The 25,532-nt window shown below is 60.2% G+C and carries 25 protein-coding genes and 1 tRNA gene; 16 read left to right on the top strand and 10 right to left on the bottom strand.

The genetic code is table 11. The features are described from left to right. Positions 1-56 precede the first annotated feature (56 nt). Positions 57-146: transfer RNA gene (locus tag AB7M23_RS12355), tRNA-Ser, on the top strand. A gap of 105 nt (positions 147-251) precedes the next feature. Here AB7M23_RS12355 and AB7M23_RS12360 read toward each other — a convergent pair. Together AB7M23_RS12360 and AB7M23_RS12365 are read right to left on the bottom strand one after the other, a co-directional pair. Next, on the bottom strand, positions 252-1,478 hold the full coding sequence (locus AB7M23_RS12360; protein ID WP_454240938.1) for a DUF3422 domain-containing protein: 1,227 nt from the start codon (positions 1,476-1,478) through the stop codon (positions 252-254). Between the two features lie 283 nt (positions 1,479-1,761). After that, positions 1,762-2,661 (bottom strand): LysR substrate-binding domain-containing protein, encoded by a 900-nt coding sequence (locus AB7M23_RS12365; protein WP_065759248.1) that lies wholly within the window; start codon positions 2,659-2,661, stop codon positions 1,762-1,764. Between the two features lie 151 nt (positions 2,662-2,812). Between AB7M23_RS12365 and ydiJ the strand changes: the two genes are divergently transcribed. Beyond that, positions 2,813-5,830 (top strand): D-2-hydroxyglutarate dehydrogenase YdiJ, encoded by a 3,018-nt coding sequence (gene ydiJ / locus AB7M23_RS12370; RefSeq protein WP_454240939.1) that lies wholly within the window; start codon positions 2,813-2,815, stop codon positions 5,828-5,830. Between the two features lie 178 nt (positions 5,831-6,008). Here the strand turns inward: ydiJ and AB7M23_RS12375 are convergent, their stop codons facing one another. Beyond that, complete coding sequence (locus tag AB7M23_RS12375; protein WP_330522126.1) at positions 6,009-6,248, bottom strand: YdcH family protein; 240 nt, start codon at positions 6,246-6,248, stop codon at positions 6,009-6,011. Between the two features lie 288 nt (positions 6,249-6,536). Between AB7M23_RS12375 and AB7M23_RS12380 the strand changes: the two genes are divergently transcribed. The 4 genes from AB7M23_RS12380 to AB7M23_RS12395 all read left to right on the top strand — a co-directional run bounded on the left by AB7M23_RS12380 (position 6,537) and on the right by AB7M23_RS12395 (position 10,676). Continuing rightward, entirely contained in the window at positions 6,537-8,168 is a 1,632-nt protein-coding gene (locus AB7M23_RS12380; protein ID WP_454240940.1) for a phosphoethanolamine transferase, read from the top strand. 69 nt (positions 8,169-8,237) lie between these two features. Then, entirely contained in the window at positions 8,238-9,371 is a 1,134-nt protein-coding gene (rnd, locus tag AB7M23_RS12385; protein WP_454240941.1) for a ribonuclease D, read from the top strand. Next, positions 9,368-9,661, top strand: a complete 294-nt coding sequence (locus AB7M23_RS12390) for a YcgL domain-containing protein (protein ID WP_065759253.1) — start codon at positions 9,368-9,370, stop codon at positions 9,659-9,661. Before rnd ends, AB7M23_RS12390 begins: the two co-directional genes overlap by 4 nt. A gap of 82 nt (positions 9,662-9,743) precedes the next feature. After that, positions 9,744-10,676: a D-2-hydroxyacid dehydrogenase gene (locus AB7M23_RS12395; protein ID WP_454240942.1), complete on the top strand. Its 933-nt coding sequence runs from the start codon at positions 9,744-9,746 to the stop codon at positions 10,674-10,676. Between the two features lie 60 nt (positions 10,677-10,736). Here AB7M23_RS12395 and AB7M23_RS12400 read toward each other — a convergent pair whose 3' ends face one another. Continuing rightward, positions 10,737-11,330: a nitroreductase family protein gene (locus tag AB7M23_RS12400; protein WP_099773824.1), complete on the bottom strand. Its 594-nt coding sequence runs from the start codon at positions 11,328-11,330 to the stop codon at positions 10,737-10,739. A gap of 152 nt (positions 11,331-11,482) precedes the next feature. Here AB7M23_RS12400 and AB7M23_RS12405 point away from each other — a divergent pair, with 152 nt between their 5' ends. Together AB7M23_RS12405 and AB7M23_RS12410 are read left to right on the top strand one after the other, a co-directional pair. After that, positions 11,483-11,932, top strand: coding sequence for a YcgN family cysteine cluster protein (locus AB7M23_RS12405; RefSeq protein ID WP_454240943.1), 450 nt, complete (start codon positions 11,483-11,485; stop codon positions 11,930-11,932). Positions 11,933-11,982: 50 nt separating this feature from the next. Then, the gene (locus tag AB7M23_RS12410; RefSeq protein WP_099773825.1) at positions 11,983-13,200 is read left to right on the top strand and encodes a hypothetical protein; all 1,218 of its coding nucleotides are present in this window, start codon (positions 11,983-11,985) and stop codon (positions 13,198-13,200) included. Between the two features lie 3 nt (positions 13,201-13,203). Here AB7M23_RS12410 and AB7M23_RS12415 read toward each other — a convergent pair whose 3' ends face one another. After that, on the bottom strand, positions 13,204-13,674 hold the full coding sequence (locus AB7M23_RS12415) for an RNA methyltransferase (protein WP_065759258.1): 471 nt from the start codon (positions 13,672-13,674) through the stop codon (positions 13,204-13,206). Between the two features lie 60 nt (positions 13,675-13,734). Continuing rightward, entirely contained in the window at positions 13,735-14,106 is a 372-nt protein-coding gene (locus tag AB7M23_RS12420) for a YajD family HNH nuclease (RefSeq protein ID WP_065759259.1), read from the bottom strand. A gap of 128 nt (positions 14,107-14,234) precedes the next feature. Here AB7M23_RS12420 and AB7M23_RS12425 point away from each other — a divergent pair, with 128 nt between their 5' ends. Then, complete coding sequence (locus AB7M23_RS12425) at positions 14,235-14,513, top strand: hypothetical protein (protein WP_330522132.1); 279 nt, start codon at positions 14,235-14,237, stop codon at positions 14,511-14,513. A 48-nt stretch (positions 14,514-14,561) separates the two neighbouring features. Here the strand turns inward: AB7M23_RS12425 and AB7M23_RS12430 are convergent, their stop codons facing one another. Continuing rightward, positions 14,562-16,613 (bottom strand): S9 family peptidase, encoded by a 2,052-nt coding sequence (locus tag AB7M23_RS12430; RefSeq protein ID WP_065759261.1) that lies wholly within the window; start codon positions 16,611-16,613, stop codon positions 14,562-14,564. 109 nt (positions 16,614-16,722) lie between these two features. On the opposite strand from AB7M23_RS12430, the gene AB7M23_RS12435 reads away from it, so the two are divergent. Genes AB7M23_RS12435 through AB7M23_RS12445 form a run of 3 tightly spaced genes read left to right on the top strand, consistent with a single transcriptional unit; the run spans position 16,723 to position 18,542 of the window. Then, positions 16,723-17,208, top strand: coding sequence for an MFS transporter (locus tag AB7M23_RS12435; RefSeq protein WP_454240944.1), 486 nt, complete (start codon positions 16,723-16,725; stop codon positions 17,206-17,208). Positions 17,209-17,235: 27 nt separating this feature from the next. Continuing rightward, a complete protein-coding gene (locus tag AB7M23_RS12440) occupies positions 17,236-18,012 on the top strand; it encodes a class II glutamine amidotransferase (protein WP_065759263.1) in 777 nt (258 codons plus the stop codon). Positions 18,013-18,020: 8 nt separating this feature from the next. Further along, positions 18,021-18,542 (top strand): DUF2937 family protein, encoded by a 522-nt coding sequence (locus AB7M23_RS12445; protein ID WP_454240945.1) that lies wholly within the window; start codon positions 18,021-18,023, stop codon positions 18,540-18,542. Here the strand turns inward: AB7M23_RS12445 and AB7M23_RS12450 are convergent. Beyond that, the gene (locus AB7M23_RS12450; protein WP_330522136.1) at positions 18,539-19,450 is read right to left on the bottom strand and encodes a LysR family transcriptional regulator; all 912 of its coding nucleotides are present in this window, start codon (positions 19,448-19,450) and stop codon (positions 18,539-18,541) included. The genes AB7M23_RS12445 and AB7M23_RS12450 overlap by 4 nt on opposite strands. 153 nt (positions 19,451-19,603) lie before the next feature. Between AB7M23_RS12450 and AB7M23_RS12455 the strand changes: the two genes are divergently transcribed. Genes AB7M23_RS12455 through AB7M23_RS12470 form a run of 4 tightly spaced genes read left to right on the top strand, consistent with a single transcriptional unit; the run spans position 19,604 to position 23,296 of the window. Beyond that, positions 19,604-20,890, top strand: a complete 1,287-nt coding sequence (locus tag AB7M23_RS12455; RefSeq protein ID WP_102053297.1) for an MFS transporter — start codon at positions 19,604-19,606, stop codon at positions 20,888-20,890. Between the two features lie 17 nt (positions 20,891-20,907). Beyond that, positions 20,908-21,681: a 5-oxoprolinase subunit PxpA gene (locus AB7M23_RS12460; RefSeq protein ID WP_454240946.1), complete on the top strand. Its 774-nt coding sequence runs from the start codon at positions 20,908-20,910 to the stop codon at positions 21,679-21,681. Next, positions 21,678-22,382: a 5-oxoprolinase subunit PxpB gene (pxpB, locus tag AB7M23_RS12465; protein ID WP_454240947.1), complete on the top strand. Its 705-nt coding sequence runs from the start codon at positions 21,678-21,680 to the stop codon at positions 22,380-22,382. The genes AB7M23_RS12460 and pxpB overlap by 4 nt, the downstream gene beginning before the upstream one ends. Further along, positions 22,379-23,296, top strand: a complete 918-nt coding sequence (locus AB7M23_RS12470) for a 5-oxoprolinase subunit C family protein (RefSeq protein WP_454240948.1) — start codon at positions 22,379-22,381, stop codon at positions 23,294-23,296. Before pxpB ends, AB7M23_RS12470 begins: the two co-directional genes overlap by 4 nt. 37 nt (positions 23,297-23,333) lie before the next feature. On the opposite strand, the gene AB7M23_RS12475 is transcribed toward AB7M23_RS12470, so the two are convergent. Both AB7M23_RS12475 and AB7M23_RS12480 read right to left on the bottom strand, forming a co-directional pair. Beyond that, on the bottom strand, positions 23,334-24,512 hold the full coding sequence (locus AB7M23_RS12475) for a vWA domain-containing protein (protein WP_102053294.1): 1,179 nt from the start codon (positions 24,510-24,512) through the stop codon (positions 23,334-23,336). A gap of 30 nt (positions 24,513-24,542) precedes the next feature. Next, a complete protein-coding gene (locus AB7M23_RS12480; RefSeq protein ID WP_065761662.1) occupies positions 24,543-25,388 on the bottom strand; it encodes an AAA family ATPase in 846 nt (281 codons plus the stop codon). Between the last annotated feature and the right edge of the window lie 144 nt (positions 25,389-25,532).

The following is a 25,532-nucleotide window of genomic DNA, read 5'->3' on the forward strand; positions in this document are numbered from 1 at the left end:
TTTTTTTCGCAAGGCACTTTGCCTTTTGGCAAACTGCTGGTATCATGCGCGCCACTGGAGAGATGCCGGAGTGGCCGAACGGGACGGATTCGAAATCCGTTGTACTGGCAACAGTACCTAGGGTTCAAATCCCTATCTCTCCGCCATACATGAAGTACACAAAACCCCTGAAAGCGTTAACGCTTTCAGGGGTTTTGTGCTTTTGGGTGTCGTTTTTTCAGGCCGCTGCGGTGCAACGGCCCTCCGCGGGTTCAATGCTCGCTCTTCGCTCTTTTTATCCGGATCAGGATGAGCAGGAGAATGCTGATGGCCAGTGGGCTCATGGTCAGCATGGCTTCTTTCGGGGACATCTCCAGCCCCAGGGTGTGCGCGCCCGAGTAGAGCAGCTTGAGCAGACTCAGCAGGTAGTAGGTGATGGCGATAATCGACAGGCCTTCTACCGCGCGTTGGATTTTTATTTGGGTATCCGCGCGATTGCTCAGGCTCTTGAGGATTTCCGCGTTCTGCTCTTCCATTTCGACTTGTACGCGCGCCTGCAGCAGGTCGCCGAGGTTGGCGACGCTTTTGGCCAGTTGATCCAGGCGTTGTTCGGTGACGGCGCAGTACCTGACGGTGGGCTTGAATCGTCTTTCGATGAAGATACCGAGCCGCTGGCAGTCTCCGACATGGCTTTCCCGTAGTTCGCTCAAGCGCTCAAATACCAGTTGGGCATAGGCTTGTGTGGCGCTGAAGCGGTGCCGGGTTTTCGCGGTACTGCTGACCACTTGTGCCGACAGGTTGGCGATGTCGGCCAGCAGCGCCTTGGCATCGCCGGTCTCGGCGCCGGCGTTGCGCTCTGAGAGGTTGACCAGCGTTCTGTCGAAGGTATTGAGTTGAGTACTCAGGGTTTTCGCGGTGGTGAGTGAAAGCGAGGCCATCATGCGGTAGGTCTCGATTTCCAGCAGGCGCCGGATCATGCGCCCTTGACGGTACGCATTCAGGCGTTTGTTCACGAACAGAAAGCGATTGGTGCCATCTTCGCTCAAGCGGAAGTCGCTCCACACCACCGCATCGCCGCCACCTATGCAAGAGCCGCAGGGGTCTTTGAAGCCGAAGCTGGAAAGGTCACCGTTAAAGGACGTATCGGCGCGTACCACAATTTGTACGGCGTTGATCATATGTTGCAAGTAAGGCGCAACCCGGTCCATTAGGGCCTTTGGCGGCGGGCTCCAGCCAGGCTCGGGGTCGGACGAGGTCACCACCACTGTCAGGGTCAGAAACTCGGCGTGCCGCTCCCATTTCAATGCGTGACCCTCTAGCTGGGTGATGCCCTGAACAGTATCGGGATCGATGGGGTCACGGCAGAAGCTGCTCAGGAGGGTGTCGCACGGCACCTCGTGGGTGAGGAATGCCAGGTGGTAGACGTTCGCGGGCTCGTCGAAATACAGGGACGGACGGGCGTGCAACTCATTGTGCAGGGTCTTTCTTTGCGGGTGCATGTCGTTCAAGCCATCTTGGAATTGTTCTTGGCGCTTTCGATGATGCCAATGACGAAGGTGGTCGGTGTTTGTGTCAGGTTCTGCTCACGCACCTGCACATCGCGCCCTTGGCGTCATCGCTCGTTAGCAATGATCGGGCTGAGGATGGATGCGTAGCTGCTTTCAGCGCATCAATCTGCTGCTGTTCTTGGGACAGGTTGATGTACGCCCGAGTCACCCGTTGCAGGCGATGAGTTTCCAAAACTGAAGCTGGCAACGGCCAGGGTGGCGGGTTGCCCGCGATCTATTGAAGCTGCATGTCGGCGTTATCCAGCAGCCAGTCCCTGAACGCCTGTAGCGCGGGCAGGGCCTTGTTGCGCGGCGGGTACACCAGGTAGTAGCTGCGTGAACTGGCGTAAGGCAGCGCCGGGCTGCTCAGCTCGCCACGGGCCAGTTCGTCGGTAATCAGGATCCTGGGTACCAGGCCGATACCGATGTCGGCGCGCACGGCCTGGATAAGGTGCGAGGTCAGTTCGAAGCTCGGCCCCAGGCGCATGGCCTGATGCGTCAGGCCATGGTGGATGAACCACTCGCCCCAGGCGTTGAGGTTGTTTGCGACGCTGAGCAGCACCTGTTTGCTGATGTCTTCGGGTGTCCAGCAGGGCCGTGTGGCGGCCAGGGTTGGCGAAAGGATCACCATCAGTTCTTCGGCATGCAAACGGTGGCAGATCAGCCCCGGCAGGTCGCTGGCCGCGACTACGATGGCGGCGTCGATGCCGCTGGTCGCGAAGTCGATGGGTTCGATCCGCGAATTGATATGCACCAGTACCTCGGGGTGGCTGCGGTAGAACTCATGCAGGCGCGGCAGCAGCCATTTGGAGCCAAAGGTTGGCAGGGTCGCCAGGCGCAGGCTGCCGCCGCCGGCTTGATGGGCAATCGCGTGCAGGGTGGCGCTGCGCACACGGCCCAATGCTTCGCTGATTTCTCGCTGGTACAGGCGCCCGACATCGGTGAGCTGGACGGCGCGGCCTTCACGACGGAACAGTGTCACCCCCAATTGGCGTTCCAGGATCTGGACCTGGCGGCTGACGGCGCTCTGTGTCAGCGACAGTTCTGCGGCTGCGCGGGTGTAGCTCTCGTGGCGGGCAGCGGCCTCAAAGGCCAGCAGTAGGGACATGGATGGGGTGAGGTTGCGGTAATTCATTCGTAAAAGTCATCGAAGGCTGCGTGAGTATCCGTTTGTGTCTGGCTTGAAGCTCCGGGATCATGGTCATCATCCCCTACCTGATGGTGTGCCAGCCATACCGTTTTAGCAGGTATTCATGATTAAACCGATATAAATGAGGCCATCCCCAATGATCGCCCGATTGACTGGTGTCACGCCGGCCACCCTGTATGCCGATTTCCTTGATGCGTTGCGCGCTGCCGGCTTCCGTGGCCAGATCAGTGCCGACTACGCCACCCGTACGGTACTGGCAACCGACAACTCGATCTATCAGCGCTTACCTCAGGCGGCGGTATTCCCGCAGGATGCCGAGGACGTGGCGCGTGTCGCTGCGTTGATGGCCGAGCCGCGCTTTCGGCAGGTCAAGCTGACGCCACGTGGCGGCGGCACCGGCACCAACGGCCAGTCGTTGACCGATGGCATCGTTGTCGACTTGTCGCGGCACATGAACAGCATTCTCGAAATCAATGTCGAGCAGCGTTGGGTGCGGGTTCAGGCGGGGGTGGTCAAGGACCAGCTCAACGCCGCCCTCAAGCCCCACGGGCTGTTTTTTGCGCCAGAGCTGTCCACCTCCAATCGTGCGACCGTGGGCGGCATGATCAACACGGATGCCAGCGGGCAGGGCAGTTGCACCTACGGCAAGACTCGCGATCACGTACTTGAGCTGCATAGCGTGCTGTTGGGTGGCGAGCTATTGCACACCAGGCCCATCGATGATGAGGCGTTGGATCAGGCCTGCGCACAGGCCGGGCGCAGCGGTGAGGTTTACCGTATGGCCCGACAGATCCATGAAACCCAGGCTGAATTGATCGAGTCGACCTTCCCCAAGCTCAACCGTTGCCTGACAGGCTACGACCTGGCACACCTGCGCGACGAGCAGGGGCGCTTCAACCTCAATAGCGTGCTCTGCGGCGCCGAAGGTTCCTTGGGCTACGTGGTAGAGGCCAAGTTGAACGTGTTGCCGATTCCCAAGTATTCGGTGCTGGTCAACGTGCGTTACAGCAGCTTCATGGACGCCTTGCGCGATGCAAACGCGTTACTGAGCCACAAGCCGTTGTCCATCGAGACGGTTGACTCGAAGGTGTTGCTGTTGGCCATGAAGGATATTGTCTGGCACAGCGTTGCCGAGTACTTTCCTGCCGACCCAGAGCGCCCGACACTGGGGATCAACCTGGTGGAGTTCAGTGGTGATGAACCGGACGAAGTGAACGCCAGGGTGCAGGCGTTCGTCAAACATCTGCAGGCTGACACCAGTATCGAGCGTTTGGGCCATACCCTGGCTGAAGGTGCCGAAGCGGTTACCCGTGTCTATACCATGCGCAAGCGCTCGGTGGGTTTGCTTGGCAACGTTGAAGGCGAAGTGCGCCCGCAGCCATTTGTCGAAGACACCGCCGTGCCGCCGGAGCAGTTGGCCGATTACATCGCCGAGTTCCGCGCCTTGCTGGACAGCTATGGCCTTGCCTATGGCATGTTCGGGCATGTCGATGCTGGCGTGCTGCACGTTCGACCGGCGCTGGACATGAAAGACCCTGCCCAGGCGGCACTGGTCAAGCCGATTTCCGATGCCGTGGCGGCACTGACCCAGCGTTATGGTGGCCTGCTCTGGGGTGAGCACGGCAAGGGCTTGCGCTCGGAGTACGTACCGAGCTTTTTTGGCGAGCTGTACCCGGCGCTTCAGGCGCTCAAGGGCGCATTTGACCCGTACAACCAACTCAACCCCGGCAAGATCTGTACGCCGGACAGCAGCGAGAGCCTGCTCAAGGTTGATGAGGTGACACTGCGCGGTGACCTGGACCGGCAGATTGACGAGCGGGTCTGGCAGAGCTTCGACAGCGCCATGCATTGCAACGGCAATGGCGCCTGTTACAACTTTGACCCCAACGACGCCATGTGCCCGTCCTGGAAAGCTACCCGCGAGCGTCAGCACTCACCTAAAGGCCGCGCTTCGCTGATTCGTGAGTGGTTGCGCCTGCAGGGGGCGGCCAACATCGATGTGCTTGCGGCAGCGAAAAAGAAAACTTCCTGGCTCAAGACGTTGCCCGCCCGGCTGCGCAACAACCGGGCGCGCCAGCGGGGTGAGGCGGACTTCTCTCATGAGGTCTACGACGCCATGGCTGGCTGCCTGGCGTGCAAGTCCTGCGCGGGGCAGTGCCCGATCAAGGTCAATGTGCCGGAGTTTCGCTCGCGCTTCCTCGAGCTCTACCATGGTCGCTATCAGCGGCCACTGCGCGATTACCTGATTGGTTCGCTGGAGTTCACGATCCCGTACATGGCCTATGCGCCAGGGCTGTACAACTGGGTGATGGGTTCGCAGTGGGTCAGCCGACTGCTGGAGCGTCATGTCGGCATGCTCGACAGCCCGCTGATCAGTCGCTACAACCTGCAGGCGACGCTGACCCGTTGCAATGTCCGACCGGCCAGCGTTCCGGCCCTGCGCGAACTGACGCCGGCGCAGCGCGAGCGCAGTATCGTGCTGGTGCAGGATGCCTTCACCCGCTACTTTGAAACACCGTTGCTGGCGTCTTTCATTGAGTTGGCTCATCGGTTGGGCTATCGGGTATTCCTGGCGCCCTACAGTGCCAATGGCAAGCCATTGCACGTTCAGGGTTTTCTCGGCGCGTTCGCCAAGGCGGCGATTCGCAATGCCAGCCAACTCAAGGTTCTGGCCGATTGCGGTGTGCCTTTGATCGGCCTGGACCCGGCCATGACGCTGGTCTACCGGCAGGAATATCAGAAGGTCCCGGGCTTGAGTGAGTGCCCGAAGGTTGCGCTGCCACAGGAATGGTTGATTGACGCGCTACCTGAGCGGGCGGTTTCCAACCCGGAGACCTTCCGCTTGCTGGCTCACTGCACTGAGAAGACCAACGTTCCGGCCAGTACCCGGCAGTGGGAGCAGGTGTTTGCTCGTCTGGGGCTGAAACTGGTCACCGAGGCGACCGGCTGCTGCGGCATGTCGGGTACATACGGCCACGAAGCGCGTAACCAGGAAACCTCGCGGACGATCTTTGAGCAGTCCTGGGCCGGTAAACTGGACAAGCAGGGTGAGGCGTTGGCAACAGGCTACTCCTGCCGCAGCCAGGTCAAACGCATGGCCGACCGCACGTTACGGCATCCTCTGGAGGTGGTGTTGCAGCACCTCTGTCGTTAAGAGAGTGTAGAGAGCCCCTCTTGTTGCTCCACCCTGCATCAGGAGGGGCTGCAGAAGAATGTCGATTGAGGTCGCCAGCATGGCGACCTCAATCGAATCGAGAGCGACTTACCTCAAGCCGCTCCATCGGAAAGCGGGTGTCAGTCGACGTTGAACAATGGCTTTCCCTCCTGCGTACTCAGTTGGGTTTGCCTTTTTGCACGTGAGCAACAATCTCATCCTTGAGTTTCAGTCGCTCCTTGCGAAGCTGGGTGACCCGGTCATCCGAGGCGCCATTGCCCTCTGCCACGACGACTTCGGCATCCTTGGCATTGTACTTTTCATGCAGTCGGTCGAGTTGTGGGTCGGTTTTCCTGAGGGCATCGAACGCTTCCTTGGTCAGATTAAGGTCTGCGAGCAAATCGTGCTTAACCGGCATGTCTCCACCTCTGCGGGCTACTGAGTAAGGGCTTGAGTTATGAGGATAGCCGTCTTTGCCAGGTTCTGTGGCAGGGCTGGTCTGTAGCCGTATTTCTCAATCCTGATGCGCTGCAATGCCTTGTCTTGGCAGGAAGTGCGGCGTGTATGAGGCTGGCTGGCAAAAAGGCATCAAACCCTTTGTTGCCATCTTTTTCACGAAAGTTTTATGAGGCGGCGCCTAGAGTTTCGGCAGTTTTAAAGCCGTGCCAACGCGCACTCTCTCGAATTACTTTTCAAGCGAAGTCTCATGTTCAAGGTAAAGCCGCTGCGTCCAGAATGGGTCACACTGATCGCTAGTTTGTATCTGCTGTTCGGATTCAACTTCACGCTTTGGCAGCACCTGTTCACGATTATTCAGGGAGACGGGCAAGGCATGCTGCTGCGCATGGCCTTCGCATTGATGCTGCTGTGCGCCTTCAATCTGATCCTGACGTTTCTGGCCTTCAAAGCTGTGCTGAAGCCTGTACTGATTGTGCTATTCATGATCAGTGCCAGCGTTGCTTACTTCATGAATCAGTATGGTGTGCTGATCGATGTGGGCATGTTGCGCAACGCTGTTGAGACCAATGCGACAGAAGTACGTGACCTGCTGTCTCTGAAGTGGCTTGCATACGTCTTGCTGTTGGGCGGTGTGCCGTCATTCCTGCTGATCAAGACCCCGATTCAGTACCGTGCCTGGCACCGTGAGTTGCTCAGCAAGCTGGTCGTCAGCGTGGGCTGTGTTGCGGCGCTCGGCGGTGTTGCGTTGCTCAATTATCAGGGCCTTTCTTCGCTGTTTCGCAATCACCATGAACTGCGCCTGATGATTGTGCCCAGCAACTATGTAGGGGCGTCGGTCGGTTTGTTGAGGGAGCGCGCAGGTTCTGCGGTCAAGTCATTCCACAAGTATGGTGAAGATGCGCATTTGGCATCATCCTGGCAGCAGCATCCACGCAAGTCGTTGACCGTACTGGTTGTTGGCGAAAGCGCTCGTGCGGAAGACTTTGGCCTGCTGGGTTATGAGCGTGACACCACCCCGCAGTTGAGCCATGAGGCCGGCCTGATTGCATTCAACAATGTAACCTCGTGTGGTACCGAGACTGCGGTGTCGGTGCCTTGCATGTTCTCGGGAATGACCCGCAAGGATTACTCGGCCAGTGATGCCAAGAGCCGTGAAGGGCTGCTGGATGTGCTTCAGCGTGCCGGGCTTGCAGTGCGCTGGCGTGACAACCAGTCAGGGTGCAAAGGCACCTGTGACCGGGTAGTGTTCGAGGATGTCAGCAACCTGAAGGACCCGGCGTTGTGCGCCGACAGCGAGTGCCATGACGATATCCTGCTCAAGGGGCTGGAAGCTTCCCTCGACAATCTGCAACAGGACACCGTACTGGTGCTGCACCAGATGGGCAGCCACGGGCCTGAATACTACAAGCGTTATCCCAAGGCCTATGAGCGATTTACGCCGGTGTGCCAGAGCAACGCACTGAACACCTGTAGCCGTGAAAGCATCACCAATGCCTATGACAACACGTTGGTCTATACCGACCATGTCCTGGCATCGCTGATCGATATCCTGCGCAGCAAGTCAGACAAAGTGGATACCGCAATGATTTACCTGTCCGATCATGGTGAATCGCTGGGTGAATACAACCTGTTCCTGCATGGCACCCCCTATATGCTGGCACCGGAGCAACAGAAGCATGTGCCGATGCTGGCGTGGTTCTCCGAGGGTTATCAGCACAGTTTCGCTGTCGACACGGCCTGCCTTGCCAAGAGCAGCAGCCAGCCGCTTAGCCAGGACAACCTGTTCCATTCGATGCTCGGTTTGCTGCAGGTCCAAAGTGGCGTGTACAAGCCGGATCTTGATCTGTTTGCCGGTTGCCGCCAGGTGACGAGCCGCTGACGGTCGTACCGTTTCCCGACGGTGGCCCGCGTTGTATATACTGCGGGCCATTGTTTGTGGGAGAGCCTTGTGGCCATCGATATTCACTGGATTTGCGACGACCGCAGCCTGGCCGAGCACTGCCTGCAGTGGCAGCAACTGCCCTTCGTGGCGCTCGATACCGAGTTTATGCGGGTTGATACCTTTTATCCCAAAGCCGGTTTGATCCAGGTTGGTGATGGGGCACGGGCTTTCTTGATCGATCCCCTACAGATTGGTGACTGGCAGCCGCTCGCGCGCCTGCTCGAGGATCAGCAGGTGACCAAGGTGCTGCATGCCTGCAGCGAAGACCTTGAAGTGTTGATGCGCTTGACCGGTAGCTTGCCTGCGCCTTTGTTCGACACGCAGTTGGCCGCGGGTTACCTCAACCTGGGGTTTTCCATGGGCTACTCGCGGCTGGTTCAGGACGTGTTGGGCATTGACCTGCCCAAGGGTGAAACCCGCTCCGACTGGTTGCAGCGTCCGTTGTCGGAAACCCAGGTCAGCTATGCTGCCGAAGATGCCGTGCACCTCGCTGAGCTTTACGAGCGCCTGCGTCCGCGGTTGTCGGATGACAAGTACGCCTGGGTACTGGACGACGGTGCGGAGCTGGTTGCGCAGATGCGCCGCGAAACCGACCCGTACGAGTTGTACCGCGAAGCCAAGCTGGCCTGGAAGCTGTCTCGCCAGCAACTGGCGGTCATGCGTGAGCTGTGTGCCTGGCGTGAGCGAGAGGCGCGAGCGCGTGATCTGCCGCGCAACCGGATTCTGCGTGAGCCATCCTTGTGGCCGCTTGCCCGGACCCAGCCTGACAACCTCTCGGCGTTGGCGAAAATCGAGGATATGCATCCCCGGACCATTCGCCAGGATGGTGAATTTCTGCTCGCTCTGATCAAGCAGGCCGCGAGCGTTGCGCCCGCCGAATGGCCGCCGGCCTTGCCCGAGCCGTTGCCAATCGAAGCCTCGGGGGTGCTCAAGCAACTGCGTGCCATCGGTCAGGCTGAAGCCGAGCGCCTGGGCATTGCCCCAGAGCTGATGCTGCGCAAGAAAACCCTGGAAGCCCTGCTCAAGAGCGGCTTTCCCAATGGCCCTTATCAACTGCCCGACTCCCTGCGCGGCTGGCGCCGCGAGCGGATGGGCCAGGCGCTGCTTGACTGCCTCGCCGGTGCCGGAGAACAACGATGAAACGAATCTGTTCGATCTACAAAAGCCCACGCAAGAACGAAATGTACCTCTACGTACTCAAGGCTGATGGCCTGGAGCGCGTGCCTGAAGGCTTGCTGCCGTTTTTTGGAACCCCTTTGCATGCCTTCGACCTGGTGCTGACACCCGAGCGCAAGCTGGCCCGTGAGGACATCGCCAAGGTGTTGGAAAACCTCGATCAGCAGGGCTATCACCTGCAGATGCCGCCCGCAGAAGATGAGTACATCGAGCACTTGCCCGAAGAGTTGCTGCGTCGCAACGACCCCGTCTGATTACTGCCCTGAACATCCCCTGAATGCGGCCCATGCCATCGTGCATGGCCGCATTCAGCGCTTCTGCAAGGTTGTATAAAACATGCGTGTTCTGATCGCCGAACAGGATCATACCCTTTACGCTCGTCTGTTGCGTGAGAGGGCTCCTGACCTGGAGGTTCTGACCAGTGGTGACTCCGCCGAGCTGGCGCGTCAGGCTGCAGACTGCCCCGTGTGGCTAGGGCAACCTGATCTGTTGGCGAGCCTGTTGCGCCAAGGGCACCAGCCTCAATGGCTGCAGTCGACCTGGGCGGGTATTACGCCACTGCTCGCCAATGAACTGCCTCGCCATTACCGCCTGACGCGGGCGGTAGGGATTTTTGGCCAGGTCATGGCTGAGTATGTGCTGACCTACATGCTGGTCCATGAACGTGAGGTGCTGGCCCGGCTGGTCAGCCAGGTAGAACGTAAATGGGATGGTCGCCCCGGACGTACGCTGGAAGGTCGGCGCGTATTGATTGTCGGCACCGGTGACATTGGTCAGCGGGTTGCGGAGTTTCTGTTGCCCTTTGGCGTCAAGCTGTATGGCGTTGCCAGCCAGGCGCGTGAGCAGGCACCGTTTATCGAGGTGGCGGGGTTGAATGACCTCGGCCGGCTGGTTGGCGAGGCTGACTATGTGATCAACCTGTTGCCAGATACACCGGCTACCCATGATCTCTACAACGCAGCATTGTTTGCCCGGTTCAATCCGGATGCATTGTTCATCAATGCCGGGCGTGGTGTGGCGGTGGTGGATGCCGATCTGGTCAAGGCGTTGGAGAAGGGGCATTTGGCGGGCGCGGTCATCGACGTTTGTCGCCAGGAGCCTCTGCCGCCGCGCCATCCGTTCTGGACAGCCCTGGGGTTGTTGCTGACAGGTCACAGTTCGGCACCGACCTCGCCAGAGGCGATGGTGCAGTTGTTCGTTGAGAACCTGAAGGCTTACCGAGCCGGTGAGGCGCTGCGCGGCGAAGTGGATTTCAACCGCGGCTACTGACGGATCGCGTCCTGCAGGTGTTGGGCAGCAAGGTTGCCCAACACCTGGCAAGCGCCGTGTTTACAGGCTGAAGTCGCCTTCGGCGGCCAACTCGCTCAGCGGGCGGCGTGGGCTTGGGACTTCGCGGGCTTGCAGGCCTTCAGCAAGGCTGGCCTTGTCGCCCAGCTTGCCGATCGCCACGGCGGCATGCAGGTCATAGCCTTCAGGGATCTTGAGCTCTTTGCGGGTCAGGGCCTGGTCGAAACCGGCCATGCCATGGGTGTACCAGCCGCTCAAGCTGGCTTGCAGGGCCAGGTGGCCCCAGGCCGAGCCGGTGTCGAAGGTATGCCAAAGTGCCGGGGTTTCTTCGCTGGCGCCAGGGGCGGTGAAGGTGGTCTTGGAGGCAATAATCACCAAGGCCGACGCGTGTTGTGCCCAACTGCGGTTGAATTCGTTGAGCAGGCCCAGGTAGCGCTCCCAGTTTGGCGTGTCACGGCGCGCGTAAAGGAACCGCCAAGGTTGTGAGTTGTAGGCCGACGGCGCCCAGCGTGCTGCTTCCAGGAAGCTCAGCAGGGTTTCTTCGCTGATCGGCTCGGCAGTGAAGGCACGTGGCGACCAGCGCTGGATGAACTGATCGTTGATGGCATAGTCGGCAACACGGGGATTGGCGCTCATGTAGGCGTTCCTGACGGGATTGAGAAATGGCAAGTAGGCTCAAGCTACTGTGCCGAGTCAGCGCTGACAAGCGGTCTGGCAATGAGTGATGACACGACCTAGACTGGCGCCGCCGCGCCGCTGCACATGAATTGAAACAGGAATCTGACACGATGGCTGTTAACGCCGCCCCCTTCTGGATGCGCAAAACCCTCGAGCAACTTGACCGCCAGGAGTGGGAGTCGCTATGCGATGGGTGTGGTCTGTGTTGCCTGCAAAAGCTCGAAGATGAAGACGACAACAGCGTCTACTACTCGCGTATTGCGTGCAAACTGCTGGACCTGAAGAGCTGCCAGTGCCGCGACTACCCGAATCGCTTTGAGCAGGTGCCTGACTGCATCCAACTCACGCCGGGAACGGCCGATCAGTTCAAATGGCTACCGCCAACCTGTGCGTATCGCCTGGTCAGCGAGGGGCAGGACTTGCCGCAGTGGCACTACCTGGTGTGTGGTGATCGCGAACAGGTGCATAAACAGCGTATTTCCCAGTCTGGCCGAATGCTCAGCGAGACGACGGTGGCTGAGGATGATTGGGAAGACTATCTGATCTTTCGCGCCAGTTGAGGCGTACAAGCGCGCTGGGGCGCGGCATGGTGTCGTTGCAAGGAGTCGTTATGCGTGTGCGTTACCTGTGGGTGCTGGCCCTGCTGCTGTCGAGTGCGCCCGCCTGGGCCAAGAAAGTCGATCTGGATTATCACGTCCAATTATTGCCGCAGACGGGTCTGGCGCTGGTCAGCCTGACCCTGGCCGATGGGGCCGTAGTGCGCAGCCTGGATTTCGATCTGGGTACCCTGGGCAACTACAGCGAATTCAAGGGTGAAGGCCAGTGGCAACTCAAGGATAACGGTCGGCGTGGCCTGTGGCAGCCGGCGGCGGGCCAGTCCAGCCTGACCTACAAGGTGCAGTTGGATCACCGGCTCAAGGGCGGCATGTACGACAGTCGAATCACCCCGAACTGGGCGCTGTTTCGTGGCGATGACCTGGTACCGCCCGCACGTCTGGATCAACAGGACGGTACCGAATTGGTGGCCCGTCTGACCTTTGAGCTGCCTAGCGGCTGGAAGAGTGTCGAAACTGCGTGGCCACGCATCGGCAAGAATCGCTTCCGCATCGACCAGGTCTCCAGGTTGTTTGACCGTCCGACGGGGTGGATGTTGGCGGGCGACATCGGTAGCCGTCGCAGCCGACTCGGAGATACCGAGGTCACGGTAGCCGCCCCGAAAGGGCAGGGTATGCGCCGTCTTGATACCCTGACGCTGCTGACGTTCGTATGGCCGCAGTTGCAAGCCGTGTTTCCGCGCAATCCGCCCAAACTGCTGATCGTCGGAGGCCATGATCAACTCTGGCGCGGTACGCGCGCGGCAAACAACTCGATCTACTCACACAGCAGCCGGCCGTTGGTGAGCGAGAACGGCAGCAGCCCCTTGTTGCGTGAGCTGGTGCGGGCCTTCGCCGGGGTCAACGACATCCAGCACAGTGACTGGATAGGTGAGGGGCTGGCCGAGTACTACAGCATTGAATTGCTGCGCCGCTCCGGTGGGCTGGCCGATGACCGTTATCAAGTGCTGCAGGACAGCTTGACCAAGGCCTCAGCCAAGGTCACCAGCCTGCGTGGTGCCCAGGTCGATGGGCCGACCATTGCACGCGCCGTGCTGCTGTTACAGGCACTGGACCGGGAAATCCGTTTGCAGACCCACAACCAGCGCTCATTGGATGACGTGAGCCGGGCCATGATGCGCCTGAACAGCGTCAGCACCCAGGAATTCGTTCAGCTCAGCGAGAGTGTGCTGGGTGGTTCGTCGAAGGTGCTGCAAACCAAATTGCTGGACTAGTCGTTACTTGAATTTCGGCCCGGACCGGGTGTTGTTGCCTTTGGCCATGCGGTCGTAGAGCACCACGTTCACAGTGGCTGCCAGGTTCATGCAGCCCTCGGTCGGTATGTAGATGGTTTCTTCGCACCAGTCGCGCACGCTTTGGTCGAGGGAGCCGTCTTCAGGGCCGAAAATGTAGATGGCCCGGTCCGGGTGGGTGTAGGTCGGCAGCGGGCGGGCGCCCTCGACCAGCTCCACCGCAACGGGCGTGCAGCCCAAGGGAATGATTTTCTGCAGATCGTCGATGCCAATCAGTGGGATGTCGTAATGTACGCGCTTGGTATCGGTGACGAAGTCGCGGGCGCGTTCATAGCGTTTTCCCGTGTAAAACACCGAGTTGACGCCATAGCAGCCTGCCGCACGCATGACCGAGCCGACGTTTTCTGCAGATTTGGGGTTGAACAGTCCTATGCAGCTGTACCGTTTGTTCGCCACGTGCCGGGGCCCTTGAGAAAAAACACGATTATACGGGCTTGCCGGCACAGGCGGGGACGATCAGTCTTTTTTCAGCAAGCTTGCCAGCCCGGCGAACGGGTTGTGGGTTGCCTTGGCGATCGTCGGGCTGCTGGTCGACCCTTCGCTGAAGTACTGCTGGTCGGTATAGCGTGCGTGTTCGTTGTCGTGGCAGAACAGGCACAGCAGCTCCCAGTTCGAGCCGTCCTGGGGGTTGTTATCGTGGTTGTGGTCGCGGTGATGCACGGTCAGCTCGCTCAGGCGCTTGCCAGAGAACTCACGGGCACAGCGTCCACAGACATGCGGGTACATCTTCAGGGCCTTGTCGCGATAGCCCATTTCACGGTCGCGTTTGGCATCGGCGAGGATGCGGTCCAGACGTGCGGTGGCGGAGGAGGGTGTTGCCGAGCTCATGGAGGTACCTTTTTATCGGGCTTGTTACGGTTATGCCCTTGAGTTTAGCTGTTTGCCAAGGGAATCGGGCAGGCGCATTTGCTGTCTTAGGCGTAGCCTTTAGACAAACGGCCCGAAGGAGCACTGGTATGCGCTATCTGATTGCAGCAGTAATGGTCCTGACTACCCTGGGGGCTGCTTCAGCCCAGGACCTGCAACCACGGCCCATCGCGCCCGTTCCGGGAGCGCCGGGAACGCCAACGCCGACCCCATACCCGCAGGTGGCACCATCAAGTATCCCCAAGGCTGGCGATAGCCGCAGCGGTTCGCCCTTGTTGCCACCGATGCCGCTGCCGAACCCGCCGAAAGATCAGCCACTACCGGGGCTGACCCCCGCGCCGGACGTCGACAAGCCGACCAAGGACTAGGTCGATGGGCGGCTTTGCTCAGGCGTGGTGCGGCAGTCAAAAACGGCGTTACGCCAGGCCCAGCACCTTGAAGACAAAACCGTACTCCAGCGCTACATCGCGCAGCCCCTGGTAGCGACCGCTCATACCGCCATGGCCTGCGCCCAGGTCGGTCTTGAGCAGCAGCAGGTTGTCGTCGGTCTTGGTTGCCCGCAGCTTCGCCACCCATTTGGCGGCTTCCCAATACTGCACGCGGCTGTCGTTGTAGCCTGCAATCACCAGCAGTGCGGGGTACGCCTGAGCCTTGACGTTCTCATACGGTGCGTAGGCCTTGATCCGCTCATGGACGGCTGGCTCTTCAGGGTTGCCCCACTCGTCGTACTCGGTAACGGTCAATGGCAGATCTGGGTCGAGCATGGTGTTGAGTACGTCGACGAAAGGCACCTCGGCGATGGCAGCCTTGAACAGTTCCGGGCGCTGGTTGAGTACCGCCCCGATCAGCAGGCCGCCAGCACTGCCACCACTGATGACCAACTGCTCGGCCTGGGTGACGTTGCTGGCAATCAAGTGCTCGGCACAGGCGATGAAATCGCTGAACGTATTGCCTTTGTGCTCCTGCTTGCCTGCACGGTACCAGGCTTCGCCCAACTCGCCGCCGCCACGTACATGGGCGATGGCAAAGGCCACGCCGCGTTCAAGCAGGCTCAGGCGAGCGTGAGAGAACCAGGGGTCGAGGCTTTCGCCGTAGGCGCCGTAACCATACAGGTACAGCGGAACGGGCTTGCCGACGTCCTGGCGACGTTGAACCAGGCTGATCGGCACGCGTGTACCGTCGGCGGCGGTAGCCCACAGGCGCTGGCTGACATAGTCGTCAGCATCGAAAGGGCCCAGTACGGGGGTCTGCTTGAGGACCTGTTGCGCACCGTTTGCCAGCTCCAGCTGCCTGACCTGTGCCGGGCGATTGAGTGCCTCGTAGCGCAGGCGGACTCGTGTGCTGGTGAACTCCAGGCTGTCCTGCACGTAGAGGCTGTAGGCGGCATCGGGCAGTTCGACGCGGTAGGCAGCACGACCTTGAGGCTGCACTTCGATGATCGGCAGGCCGCCTTCACGCAGGCTCAGGGTCAGGGCGCTGGCATTAAGGCTGAAACCTTCGAGCATCACCTGCTCGCGATGGGGTACCAGCACCTGCCACTGGTCGCGTGTCGGGATGCTGTCGGCCACTGCGTGGAACAGCGCAAAATTGATGCCGTGCTGGTTGCTGCGGATAAACCAATGCCATTCACCGTCAAGTTGGCCGTGGTCAGGGTAGTACTCATGGTCTTCGACGCGTGGCGCCAGGCACGTGAAGTTCGCTTGCGGGTGATCGGCATCCAGCACCCAGGCTTCGCTGGTTGTCTTGCTGTTGAGCAGCAGGACCAGTTGACGTTCGGAGCTTGAACGGTAGCAGGTCAGGAAGAAACGCCCGTCAGCCTCCTCGAACACCGTTTCGGCCTGAGTGCTGCCCAGGCGATGACGCAGCAGCTTGTAGGGGCGGTGGGTGTCGTCCAGTTCGGCAAAGAACAGTGTCTGGCTGTCGTTGGCCCAGGTCATGCTGCCGTCACAGTCGTCGAACGGCAGCGCCTGGACGGCGCCATTGCTCAGTTCTTTGACGTACAGGGTGTAAACCTCATCGCCGCTGGTATCCAGGCTGTAGGCCAGGCGTTGGTGGTCGGGGCTGACATTGAACGCACCCAGCGACAGGAAACCGCCATTGGCCAGGCTGTTGGGGTCGAGCAGCAGTTCTTCGCGGCTTTCGTCTACGGTCGGCGAGTCGTCAGCCGGGCGTGGGCAGCGGTAGTGGCGGGGGTACTCGTCGCCGGCGGTGGTGCGGGTGTAGTAAAGGTACGGTCCCCATGGCGAGGCCAGCGACAGATCGGTTTCCTTGATCCGGCCCTTGATCTCCTGGAACAGCTGTTCGCGCAGCTCTGCCTGGTCAGCGAGCTGCGCCTGTTGATAGGCATTCTCGGCTTCCAGGTAGGCCATGACCTCAGGCGTGTCACGTTCCTGCAGCCAGGCATAAGGGTCGCTGCCGGCAGCTTTGTGGGCCACGGGGGCGTTGGAAACGGGGGAAACGGTGGGCATTGGAAGTTCTCTTGGCAGATCGGCGGCGAGGCCGTCTCAGACAGGGGGCGCCGGCACGCGGAAAAATCGTTATCATAAGCGTCTATTTGCCTAGCTTGCCACGGACGTCATGACCGAGAACGATTATCTGCTCGCCTGGGGCCTTTATGCCTTCGCAGCCTTGGGCTGCCTGTTGGTTTGGTTTCGCCTGACTCGCTGGATGTGGCGCTGGCTGCGCGAGCCACTGCGGGTGGCCGTCGCGGTGTTGCTGTTCACCCCGACCATTGTCGATCCTGGCCGTGACCTGTTCGCACCGGCCATTGCCATCAGTGCCCTGGACCTGGCCTTCAAGGTGGGTAGTAATGTGCTGCGCGCCGCGTCTGACCTGGCCATGTACGGCATGTTTGCCTTTGTCGCCTATCTGCTGTTCGTACTGGTGCGCTGGCCGCTGGAGCGCAACGCCCGTGCTCGCCGTGAAGCTGCCGAAGCGGCTGCCCAGCAGCGTGCCAACGCGCTTGAAGAGCAGGACCAACCGTTCACCAGCTCCGAACCTGGCCGCTACCGCAACGACCCACCTGCCAGCAGTGGTTCGCTACGGGTTGAACCACGCCTCTAACGCCTGCCTCAGAAGCGAGAACCGAGCATGTGTGAATTGTTGGGCATGAGCGCCAATGTGCCGACTGATATCGTTTTCAGCTTCACTGGGCTGATGCAGCGCGGTGGCCGCACTGGTCCTCACCGCGATGGCTGGGGTATCGGTTTTTACGAGGGCCGCGGCCTGCGCCTGTTTCAGGACCCTGCGGCAAGTTGTGAGTCGGAAGTGGCCAACCTCGTACAGCGCTACCCGATCAAGAGTGAAGTGGTCATCGGGCATATTCGCCAGGCCAACGTCGGCAAGGTTTGCCTGTCCAATACCCACCCGTTCGTTCGTGAGCTGTGGGGGCGCAACTGGTGCTTTGCCCACAACGGCCAGTTGGCGGGCTTCCAGGCCTTGAGGACCTTCTACCGTCCGGTGGGTGATACCGACAGCGAGGCGGCGTTTTGCGACCTGCTTAACCGCGTGCGCGAGGCGTTCCCGGAGCCGGTCGACGTCGAGCAACTGCTGCCGGTGCTGGTTGCTGCGTGCGATGAGTATCGCAGCAAGGGCGTGTTCAATGGCTTGCTCAGCGATGGTGACTGGCTGTTCTGCTATTGCTCGACCAAACTGGTGCATATCACCCGGCGCGCGCCTTTCGGCCCGGCTCGATTGAAAGATGTCGACATGATCGTCGACTTTCAGGCTGAAACAACACCCAATGACGTCGTCACGGTCATCGCCACCGAAGCGCTGACCGAGAACGAAACCTGGCACCGTTATGAGCCCGGGCAGTGGGGGCTTTGGCGGCGCGGGGAATGTATCGCTCAAGGCCGGACGGAATAAGGATCATCATGCTCAGGAGCTACTTGCGGCTGTTGTTGTTCACCTGCGGTTTGCTGTTGGGTGTGCAGGTGCCCGGTTTGATCAATGACTACAGCCAGAGGGTGCAGGCCCATCTGTTGGAGTCGCGTGAAGGGCTAAAGGGCTTTGAGCAGACTGCTCAACGTTTCTTCAACGGCGATCTACAGGCCTTGGTGCGGCATTACCGGGCCAGTGACGACCCGGTGTTCCACAGTGATGCAGACAGTATCGATAGCCTGCTCGGCCGCAACCGCCTGCTTGAGGGCGAATGGCAGATCCTGCAGGGGCCGTGGCTGGCCCGTACCTGGCATGTGCTGGTGGCTGCCGATGCTCAGTTACGCGACGAAACGCTGAAGGGCTACAGCTATCAGGTCTTGCTGGTTCCCGAGGCGATTGCCTGGGGCCTGGGGTGCGCATTGTTGCCGGCATTGCTGCTGGAGAGCTTCCTGTTGTTGATCGGCTGGGTACTGCTGGGCGGGCGGCGCAAGCCGGTGCAGCCGAGCTGGCGTTAAACCAGCACGATGTGCTGCGCTCCGGCATGGCTGGCGTAACGCTCGAGCACGTTACGGCACAGGGCGACGACCTCGTCCGTCCATTGCACCCCGGTTTGCCAGGCTACCACCAGTTCAAGGCTCGGCGGTTGTTGCTCAAGGTGCAGTTGGCTGAGCTCGCCCCGTGCCAGTTCTTCGCTGACCAGTGCCGGCGGTAAGGCGCCGATGCCGAACCCGTCGCGCAGCAGGCGTGTGATGGCGGCCACGGAGTTCACGCAGTTCAGCCGAGGCGTACTGACGCCTTCCGCCTGCAACAGGCTCAAGACTTCCTGGTGGGGGCGCGAGTTCTTTGAGAAGGTGACGATGCGCTCACGGGCCAGGTCGGCCAGTGAGGTGTATGCCCGGTTGTAGATAGATTGACTGGCGACGATCCAGCCCATGGGATACCGCGCCAGGTCGAGGCTGCGGATTGAGGCTTCGCGGAGCAGGTCGGTCTGCAGGATGACATCGAGGAAGCCCTTCTGCAGTTGTTCACGCAGGTTGAGTGCCGTATCGGCGACCAGCTCGATTTCAACCTGCGGGTAATGCTCCATCAACTCCGACACCAGGGTACTCATCCAGGTGTGAATGACCGTGTCCATCACCCCCAGGCGTATGCGTCCGACCTTGGCTCGGTCGCTGTCCAGCGATTGCCTCAGGGCCTTGGCGGTGCCCAGCATCTGTTCGGCATATTCCAGCACCTTACTGCCTTCGGGCGTCAGGCTGACGCCGCGTGAGTCACGTAGCAGCAGCCGCACCCCGAGGTCTGCTTCCAGTGCAGCAATACGGCTGGAGATCGAGGCCTGCGTGGTGAAGAGTTTTTCGGCCGTCAGGCGAAAGCTCTTCAGGCGGGCCACCCAGACGAAGGTTTCGAGGAATTTGAGATTCATTGCAGGCTCGCTCAAGCAGGGCAATCAAATTTTTCTTATGCCAGACCGCAGCTTTTTCTCGTTGGACGGGCACCTGCCTGACGTCAAAAAATGTTCGCCAGGCTGCGACACAGAGCGTCGCCTTAAAAACAATACCAACAAGCTGAGGCAAGCATGAACCCATCTGGCGTGCAGCAACAGGTCAAATGCAGTGATGTGGCCGGGCCATTTGCCTGGTACCGCAACATCAACAAGCAAGAGCGTCGAACATTCTGGAGCTGCAAGATCGGCTATGGCCTTGATGGCATGGATACCCAGATGCTCAGCTTCGTGATCCCGACATTGATCGCGCTGTGGGGGATCACCACTGCCGAGGCGGGCCTGATTCATACCTCTACCCTGATCGCGTCAGCGTTGGGCGGCTGGATTGCCGGGATTCTTTCTGACCGTATTGGCCGGGTCCGTACCTTGCAGTTGACGGTGCTCTGGTTTGCGTTCTTCACCTTTCTATGTGGCTTTGCCCAGAACTACGAGCAATTGCTGATCGCTCGGACCTTGATGGGCTTCGGCTTCGGCGGCGAGTGGACTGCTGGGGCGGTGCTGATCGGTGAGGTCATCCGTGCTCAGGATCGGGGCAAGGCCGTAGGCATGGTTCAGTCCGGTTGGGCCATCGGTTGGGGGCTGACAGCAATCCTCTATGCTGTGCTGTTCTCGTTGCTGCCAGCCGAAGATGCCTGGCGCGCATTGTTCCTGCTCGGGCTGGTTCCAGCGGTGTTTGTGATTTTCGTTCGTCGCCTGGTCAAGGACCCTGAGGTCTACCGTGCAGCCAAGGCGGTTGAATCAGCAGAAGCACCGTCGCACTTCTACGAAATTTTTGCTCCGGGCATGCGCTCGATTACCTTGCGGGCATCGCTGCTGACCACCGGTGCGCTGGGCGGCTACTACGCCATCACGTCGTGGTTGCCAACGTTCCTCAAGAACGAACGCGGCCTGAGCGTGCTGGGAACGGGTGGCTACCTGGCCATGGTGATTTTTGGCTCTTACGTCGGCTATGTGATCAGCGCATACCTCACTGATCTGTTGGGGCGTAAAAAGAACTTCATTCTCTTTGCCGTCGGCTCGTTCGTGATCGTGCTGTTGTACACCCAGATCCCGGTCAGTGATGGTGTGATGCTCTGGCTGGGTTTTCCACTGGGTTTCTTCGCTTCAGGTATCTTCAGCGGTATGGGGGCGTTTTTGACCGAACTCTTTCCGACGCGCATTCGTGGTTCGGGGCAGGGGTTCTGTTACAACATCGGTCGGGCGCTGGCGGCATTCTTTCCGTTGCTGATCGGCCTGCTTAGCCAGAAAGTCCCGTTGAGCCTTGGAATTGGTGGTTTTGCCGCCGTGTCGTATGGCGTAGTGATCCTGGCAGCATTGAGCTTGCCAGAAACGCGCGGCAAAGAACTTGAAGCGCGTTAAGGTAGGGGCCAGAAGAGATGGACGAAGGAGCAACGCGTGTGAGCCGCCTGTTACTCAATTGCGACATGGGTGAGAGCTTTGGTAGCTGGACCATGGGCCTGGATGCCGAGGTCATGCCCTTTATCGACTGCGCCAACATCGCTTGTGGCTTTCATGCCGGCGACCCAGGAATCATGCGCAAGACTGTGGCCTTGGCCGTTGCCCATGGCGTGACCATTGGCGCCCACCCGGCATATCCAGACCTGGTGGGGTTTGGTCGCCGTTCCATGGCCTGTAGCGCCGAGGAAGTTCGCGACCTGCTGCTCTACCAGATGGGGGCGCTGGAGGGGATCTGCCGGGCGCAAGGCACCCGGGTGGCCTACATCAAGCCCCATGGGGCGCTCTACAACGACATGATGGCCGATCCGCGAACGTTGCGCGCGGTGCTGGAGGCCGTCGTTGCCTACGATCAGCAATTGCCCTTGATGCTGATGGCTACTGCCGATGATAGCGAGGCAGTGGCGTTGGGCCGCGAGTATGGTGTGACGTTGTGGTTCGAGGCATTTGCGGATCGGGCTTACGACCCAAGCGGTCGGTTGGTGTCGCGGCGGTTGCCGGGGGCTGTGCATCATGACCCCGCGCGGATTGTCGAGCAGGCGCTGCGCCTGGCGCGTGGCGAGGCGTTAACGGCCAGTGATGGCAGCCCGGTGCTGCTCAAGGCGCAGACGCTTTGCGTGCACGGCGATAACGACAGCTCGGTGGCGGCTGTACGGCAGATCCGTCAGGCCCTCGATGCGCTGGTGACGTCATGAAGCTGCGGATCGAGGTGGTCGCTGTCGACAGCCTGATGGTGCGGTTGTTCGATGTCATTGATGAAGCCAACATGCCCTGGATGCTGGCAGCACGTCAGCGGTTGCAGGCCGCCTTTGGCGGGCGTCTTGTGGACCTGGTGCCGTCCTACACCACGTTGATGGTGCAGTTCGACCTGCTGCAGATGTCCCCCACTGAGGCGCGCAGCTGCATTGAACAGGCGCTGGCGCATGTGCAGCCTGACCCCGGCAGTGCTGGTCGGCGTCATGAAATACCGGTGTGGTATGACCCCAGTGTCGGTCCGGAGCTGACAGCGCTGGCTCAGCGCAGTGGCAAGTCGCCAGCTGAGGTGATTCGCCTGCACAGTGAGCGCGAGTATCAGGTGTTCGCGTTGGGCTTTGCGCCGGGTTTTGCCTTTATGGGGTTGGTTGATGAGTGCCTGGCGAGCCCGCGTCTGGCAACCCCGCGCAAGCGCGTGGCAGCCGGCAGCGTGGGGATCGCCGAGCGCCAGACCGCGGCCTACCCGGCCGTATCGCCAGGGGGCTGGAACCTGATCGGGCGTACGCCAAGCGCGCTGTTTGACCGTGATCGCGAGGGCTACAGCCTGTTGCAGCCTGGTGATCGGGTGCGTTTTGTGTCCGTCGATCATGCGACGTTCATGCGCCTGGGTGGTGACGATACGCCATTGGAGGTGCAGGCATGAGCCGACTGATGATTGAGGCCAGCACGCCATTGTGTCTCTTGCAGGATGCCGGGCGTTTTGGCGTGCGCCATTTGGGCGTCACTCAGGGCGGAGCGCTGGATTGGGTGTCGATGCGCTGGGCCAACTGGCTATTGGGTAATGCCTTTGATGCCCCGGTGGTTGAAATCACCTTGGGTGGGTTCAGCCTGATTGCAGAACAGGATGCTTGCCTGGCGCTGGCGGGTGCCGACCTGGATGCACGGCTCGACGGGCAAGCGCTGGCGCCATGGCGCAGCTTCACCATGAGAAAAGGCCAGCGCTTACGCTTCAACCAGCCGTTGTCGGGCGCGCGGGCTTACCTGGCAGCGCCAGCAGGCTTTGAAGCGCCGTTGGTATTGGGAAGCTGTGCTTGCGTGGTTCGTGAAGGGTTGGGTGGCCTTGACGGTTTTGGGGCGCCCTTGGCCGAGGGTGAGTGCATGACCTACGCGGGCGTGGCCTCAGGCCCACGGGAAGTTCCTGTTCAGCAGCGCCCCGACCTGCGCAGCAATGCGCCGCTGGATATGGTGCTGGGCGCACAGATTGGCGACTTCAGTGGCCAGAGCTTGTTCGATGCGTTCAATTCAGCGTGGGCCCTTGACCGTCGCGCCGACCGGATGGGTATTCGCTTGCTTGGCCCAGCCTTGCAGTACCAGGGAGAACCGATGATTTCCGAGGGCATTCCCTTGGGCGCGGTGCAGGTACCGCCGGACGGTCAGCCCATTGTGCTGCTCAACGATCGGCAGACCATTGGCGGCTACCCGCGCCTTGGCGCACTGACGCCGTTGGCGTTGGCACGACTGGCACAGTGCCTGCCTGGAAACGTCGTCACCTTCAGGCCGGTGCTGCAGGTGCAGGCATACGAGCAGCAGGTGGCGTTTCTCCGTCAGTTTGAGTGAATGCCCATCGCCAGGCGTGGTTCCGGGCATTGTTCTCTTACTTGGACAGAAACCGCATCCCTTCCTCAAGCCCGCGCAGGGTAAGCGGAAACATACGGTCTTCGATCAACTCGCGGACAATGTTGGTCGAGGCCGTATACCCCCAGGTGTTCTTGGGGTAGGGGTTGATCCAGATGAGCTTCTTGTACTTCTCCATGAAGCGTTGCATCCAGACGTAGCCCGCCTCTTCGTTCCAGTGCTCGACGCTGCCACCGGGCTGGGTGATCTCATAGGGCGCCATGGCCGCATCACCAACGAACACCACTTTGTAGTCGGCACCGTACTTGTGCAGCAGGTCCATGGTGGACGTGCGCTCGGAGGTACGACGCAGGTTGTTCTTCCACACCGATTCGTAGATGAAATTGTGGAAGTAGTAGTACTCAAGGTGCTTGAACTCGGTCTTGCAGGCCGAGAACAGTTCCTCGCAGATTTTCACATGGGCGTCCATGGAGCCGCCGATATCGAACAGCAACAGCAGTTTTACGCTGTTGCGTCGTTCTGGGCGCATCTGGATATTCAGCAAGCCGGCATCACGGGCGGTGTGGTCGATGGTGCCGTCGATATCCAGTTCGTCGGCCGCCCCCTGGCGGGCGAACTTGCGCAGCCGGCGCAGGGCCAGCTTGATATTGCGCGTGCCCAGTTCAACCTGGTCGTCGAGGTTACGGTATTCGCGTTGGTCCCAGACCTTGACTGCTTTGCCCTGACGTTTGCCTGCATCGCCGATGCGGATGCCTTCGGGGTTGAAACCGCCGGAGCCGAAGGGGCTGGTACCGCCCGTGCCAATCCATTTGTTGCCGCCGGCGTGGCGTTCCTTCTGTTCTTCCAGGCGCTTCTTGAACTCCTCGATCAGCTTGTCCAGCCCGCCAAGGGACTGGATCTGTGCGCGTTCTTCGTCGCTGAGCGAGCGCTCGAATTCCTTGCGCAGCCAGTCTTCCGGAATCAGCGCTTCCAGGTGTTGATCGAGGTTTTCCAGGCCTTTGAAGTAGGCCGAGAAGGCGCGGTCGAACTTGTCGAAGTGGCGTTCATCCTTGACCAGAATCGCCCGTGACAGGAAGTAGAACTCGTCCATGTCGGCAAAGGTCACGCCCTGCTTGAGTGCGTTGAGCAAATCAAGCAGCTCGCGTACCGACACCGGTACCTTTGCCGCGCGCATTTCATTGAACAGGTTGAGCAGCATGGCAGTCGCCCCTGATTGGTCTGTGGCAGATCAGCGATTGCCGCGACGGCTCATGAACGCCAGGCGCTCCAGCAGTTGTACGTCCTGCTCGTTCTTGACCAGGGCGCCAGCCAGCGGCGGAATGGCCTTGGTTGGATCGCGCTCGCGCAGCACGGCTTCACCGATGTTGTCGGCCATCAGCAGCTTGAGCCAGTCGACCAGTTCAGAGGTAGAGGGTTTTTTCTTCAGGCCCGGTACCTTGCGCACGTCGAAAAATACATCGAGTGCTTCGCTGACCAGGTCCTTCTTGATGTTGGGGTAGTGCACATCGACGATCTGCTGCAGGGTGTCGCGGTCAGGGAAGGCGATGTAGTGGAAGAAGCAGCGACGCAGGAAGGCATCAGGCAGCTCCTTTTCGTTGTTCGAGGTAATGATGATGATCGGACGCTGCTTGGCCTTGATCGTCTCGTCGGTCTCGTAAACGTAGAACTCCATCTTGTCGAGTTCCTGCAACAGGTCGTTGGGGAACTCGATGTCAGCCTTGTCGATTTCGTCGATCAGCAGAATCACGCGCTCTTCGGACTCGAACGCCTCCCAGAGCTTGCCCTTCTTCAGGTAGTTGCGCACGTCGTGCACCTTGTCCACACCCAGTTGCGAGTCGCGCAGGCGGCTGACCGCATCATACTCATACAGCCCCTGATGGGCCTTGGTGGTGGACTTGATGTGCCAGGTGATCAGTTTGGCGCCAAAGGATTGGGCCAGTTGTTCGGCGAGCATGGTCTTGCCGGTGCCGGGCTCACCCTTTACCAGCAACGGGCGTTCCAGGGTAATCGCCGCGTTGACCGCCAGTTTCAGGTCGTCTGTGGCGACATAAGCGCTGGTGCCTTCGAACTTCATGTAGCGATCCTCTAACGTAGCCCCAAGGGTACGTGGCCCCTGGTGGAAAAATGGTTATCCCCGACTATAACGCGCTGCCCGCTTGGCTGGGAACGCAGACGGAGCATTCAGTCTCTGAATGCTCCGTCACTTGGTGACTGATGT

It is taken from the genome of Pseudomonas sp. HLS-6 TE3448, assembly GCF_053629555.1.

What these genes read in the sequence shown, in the direction of transcription:
- AB7M23_RS12360 (WP_454240938.1), bottom strand. Translation starts at nt 1,478, where the DNA reads ATGCACCCGCAAAGAAAGACCCTGCACAATGAGTTGCACGCCCGTCCG.
- AB7M23_RS12365 (WP_065759248.1), bottom strand. Translation starts at nt 2,661, where the DNA reads ATGAATTACCGCAACCTCACCCCATCCATGTCCCTACTGCTGGCCTTT.
- ydiJ (WP_454240939.1), top strand. Translation starts at nt 2,813, where the DNA reads ATGATCGCCCGATTGACTGGTGTCACGCCGGCCACCCTGTATGCCGAT.
- AB7M23_RS12375 (WP_330522126.1), bottom strand. Translation starts at nt 6,248, where the DNA reads ATGCCGGTTAAGCACGATTTGCTCGCAGACCTTAATCTGACCAAGGAA.
- AB7M23_RS12380 (WP_454240940.1), top strand. Translation starts at nt 6,537, where the DNA reads ATGTTCAAGGTAAAGCCGCTGCGTCCAGAATGGGTCACACTGATCGCT.
- AB7M23_RS12390 (WP_065759253.1), top strand. Translation starts at nt 9,368, where the DNA reads ATGAAACGAATCTGTTCGATCTACAAAAGCCCACGCAAGAACGAAATG.
- AB7M23_RS12395 (WP_454240942.1), top strand. Translation starts at nt 9,744, where the DNA reads ATGCGTGTTCTGATCGCCGAACAGGATCATACCCTTTACGCTCGTCTG.
- AB7M23_RS12400 (WP_099773824.1), bottom strand. Translation starts at nt 11,330, where the DNA reads ATGAGCGCCAATCCCCGTGTTGCCGACTATGCCATCAACGATCAGTTC.
- AB7M23_RS12405 (WP_454240943.1), top strand. Translation starts at nt 11,483, where the DNA reads ATGGCTGTTAACGCCGCCCCCTTCTGGATGCGCAAAACCCTCGAGCAA.
- AB7M23_RS12410 (WP_099773825.1), top strand. Translation starts at nt 11,983, where the DNA reads ATGCGTGTGCGTTACCTGTGGGTGCTGGCCCTGCTGCTGTCGAGTGCG.
- AB7M23_RS12420 (WP_065759259.1), bottom strand. Translation starts at nt 14,106, where the DNA reads ATGAGCTCGGCAACACCCTCCTCCGCCACCGCACGTCTGGACCGCATC.
- AB7M23_RS12425 (WP_330522132.1), top strand. Translation starts at nt 14,235, where the DNA reads ATGCGCTATCTGATTGCAGCAGTAATGGTCCTGACTACCCTGGGGGCT.
- AB7M23_RS12430 (WP_065759261.1), bottom strand. Translation starts at nt 16,613, where the DNA reads ATGCCCACCGTTTCCCCCGTTTCCAACGCCCCCGTGGCCCACAAAGCT.
- AB7M23_RS12435 (WP_454240944.1), top strand. Translation starts at nt 16,723, where the DNA reads ATGACCGAGAACGATTATCTGCTCGCCTGGGGCCTTTATGCCTTCGCA.
- AB7M23_RS12440 (WP_065759263.1), top strand. Translation starts at nt 17,236, where the DNA reads ATGTGTGAATTGTTGGGCATGAGCGCCAATGTGCCGACTGATATCGTT.
- AB7M23_RS12445 (WP_454240945.1), top strand. Translation starts at nt 18,021, where the DNA reads ATGCTCAGGAGCTACTTGCGGCTGTTGTTGTTCACCTGCGGTTTGCTG.
- AB7M23_RS12450 (WP_330522136.1), bottom strand. Translation starts at nt 19,450, where the DNA reads ATGAATCTCAAATTCCTCGAAACCTTCGTCTGGGTGGCCCGCCTGAAG.
- AB7M23_RS12455 (WP_102053297.1), top strand. Translation starts at nt 19,604, where the DNA reads ATGAACCCATCTGGCGTGCAGCAACAGGTCAAATGCAGTGATGTGGCC.
- AB7M23_RS12460 (WP_454240946.1), top strand. Translation starts at nt 20,908, where the DNA reads ATGGACGAAGGAGCAACGCGTGTGAGCCGCCTGTTACTCAATTGCGAC.
- pxpB (WP_454240947.1), top strand. Translation starts at nt 21,678, where the DNA reads ATGAAGCTGCGGATCGAGGTGGTCGCTGTCGACAGCCTGATGGTGCGG.
- AB7M23_RS12470 (WP_454240948.1), top strand. Translation starts at nt 22,379, where the DNA reads ATGAGCCGACTGATGATTGAGGCCAGCACGCCATTGTGTCTCTTGCAG.
- AB7M23_RS12475 (WP_102053294.1), bottom strand. Translation starts at nt 24,512, where the DNA reads ATGCTGCTCAACCTGTTCAATGAAATGCGCGCGGCAAAGGTACCGGTG.
- AB7M23_RS12480 (WP_065761662.1), bottom strand. Translation starts at nt 25,388, where the DNA reads ATGAAGTTCGAAGGCACCAGCGCTTATGTCGCCACAGACGACCTGAAA.